Below are 1,502 nucleotides of genomic sequence, written 5' to 3'. Positions count from 1 at the left end.
GTGCCGTGGGGGGCACGGCGGCGGGAGTCGTGGTGGTCATCGGGCGTTCCTCGTCTCGGCCGGGACTCCGGCCGGGGTGGGGGCCGCGGTCGCGGCCTCGTGGTCGTACGGGGGTTCCTGCGGTCGCTGGTCGGGGAAGACCCAGGCCCGCAGCAGCAGGAACCGCAGGACCGTCGCCGCGAGGTTCGCCGCGATGAGCACCGCGAGTTCGGTGGCGTGCGCGGGGTCGCCGGAGGCCGCGCCGAGCGCCGCGAGCGAGCCGCTGGTCAGGGCAAGGCCGATCGCGAAGACGACGAGGCCCTGGGCCTGGTGACGGACGGCGCGGTCCCTGCCTCGTACGCCGAAGGTGAGCCTCCGGTTGGCCGCCGTATTGCCCACCGCCGACACGAGCAGGGCCAGCGCGTTGGCCGCCTGCGACCCCGTGAACGTACGGAAGCCGCTGTAGAGCAGGAGGTAGCAGAGGGTCGAAAGGGCGCCGACCACGCAGAAGCCGACGAGCTGACGGGCCAGGCCGCGCGGGACGCCGGTCAGCTCCCGGTCCCTCGGATCGTCGCCGAACGGGCGGGCGAGCCGGTCGAGCGGCAGCGCGCCGACGGCGAGGGCCCGGCCCACCCGCCACACGCCCTTGAGGTCGTCGGCGGCCGTCCGCACCAGGTGCACCGTGGAGTCCGGGTCGTCGACCCAGTCGACCGGCACCTCGTGGATGCGCAGCCCGGCGCGCTCGGCGAGGACCAGCATCTCGGTGTCGAAGAACCATCCGGTGTCCTCGACCAGCGGGAGCAGCACCCGCGCCACGTCACCGCGGATCGCCTTGAACCCGCACTGGGCGTCGGAGAACCTGGCGTGCAGGGAGCCGCGCAGGATGAGGTTGTAGGCCCGCGAGATGAACTCCCGCTTCGGGCCGCGCACCACCCGCGAGCTGCGGGCGAGGCGGGAGCCGATCGCCAGGTCCGAGTGGCCCGAGATCAGCGGGGCGACCAGCGGGAGCAGCGCGTTCAGGTCGGTGGAGAGATCCACGTCCATGTACGCGAGGACCGGCGCGTCGGACGCCGCCCAGACCGCGCGCAGTGCCCGCCCGCGCCCCTTCTGTTCGAGCCGGACGTGCCGCACCTCCGCCAGGGAGTCGGCGAGCGCGGCGGCGATCGCCGGGGTGCGGTCCGTGGAGGCGTTGTCGGCGACCGTGACGCGGAAGGGGTAGGGGAAGGTGCGGACGAGGTGGTCGCGGAGCCGCCGGACGCAGGGGCCGAGGTCCTTCTCCTCGTTGTGGACGGGGATCACGACGTCCAGGACGGGGACCTCGCGCCATGCGGCGGGGAGGTGCTCCCGGGCGGGCAGGGCGCCCCGCGCCCGGGACGGGACGGCTCTCGTGGCCTCCGTGGCGGAAGCGGCCGGTGAAGGGTCGGTTCGCATGCCACCGACGGTCGTCAAGCGGTCTGTCAGGGGTGTGTGGTGAGCCTGTGGTCCGGCTGTGAGGTGGGCCCGGGGGCCGGATCGCGGGGGTC

1 protein-coding gene is annotated in these 1,502 nt (G+C 74.3%); it reads right to left on the bottom strand.

Features of this window, described 5'->3' with window-relative positions; genetic code table 11:
- Positions 1 to 36: 36 nt before the first annotated feature.
- Complete coding sequence (locus tag AB8Z36_RS39535) at positions 37 to 1,410, bottom strand: glycosyltransferase (RefSeq protein ID WP_369218191.1); 1,374 nt, start codon at positions 1,408 to 1,410, stop codon at positions 37 to 39.
- Positions 1,411 to 1,502 lie beyond the last annotated feature (92 nt).

Origin of the sequence: Streptomyces flavofungini (assembly GCF_041028215.1) — a bacterium.
Taxonomy (GTDB): Bacteria; Actinomycetota; Actinomycetes; order Streptomycetales; family Streptomycetaceae; genus Streptomyces; species Streptomyces flavofungini_B.
The sequence above is the reverse complement of the archived record's forward strand: the minus strand, read 5'-3'. Positions and strand labels throughout refer to the sequence as shown.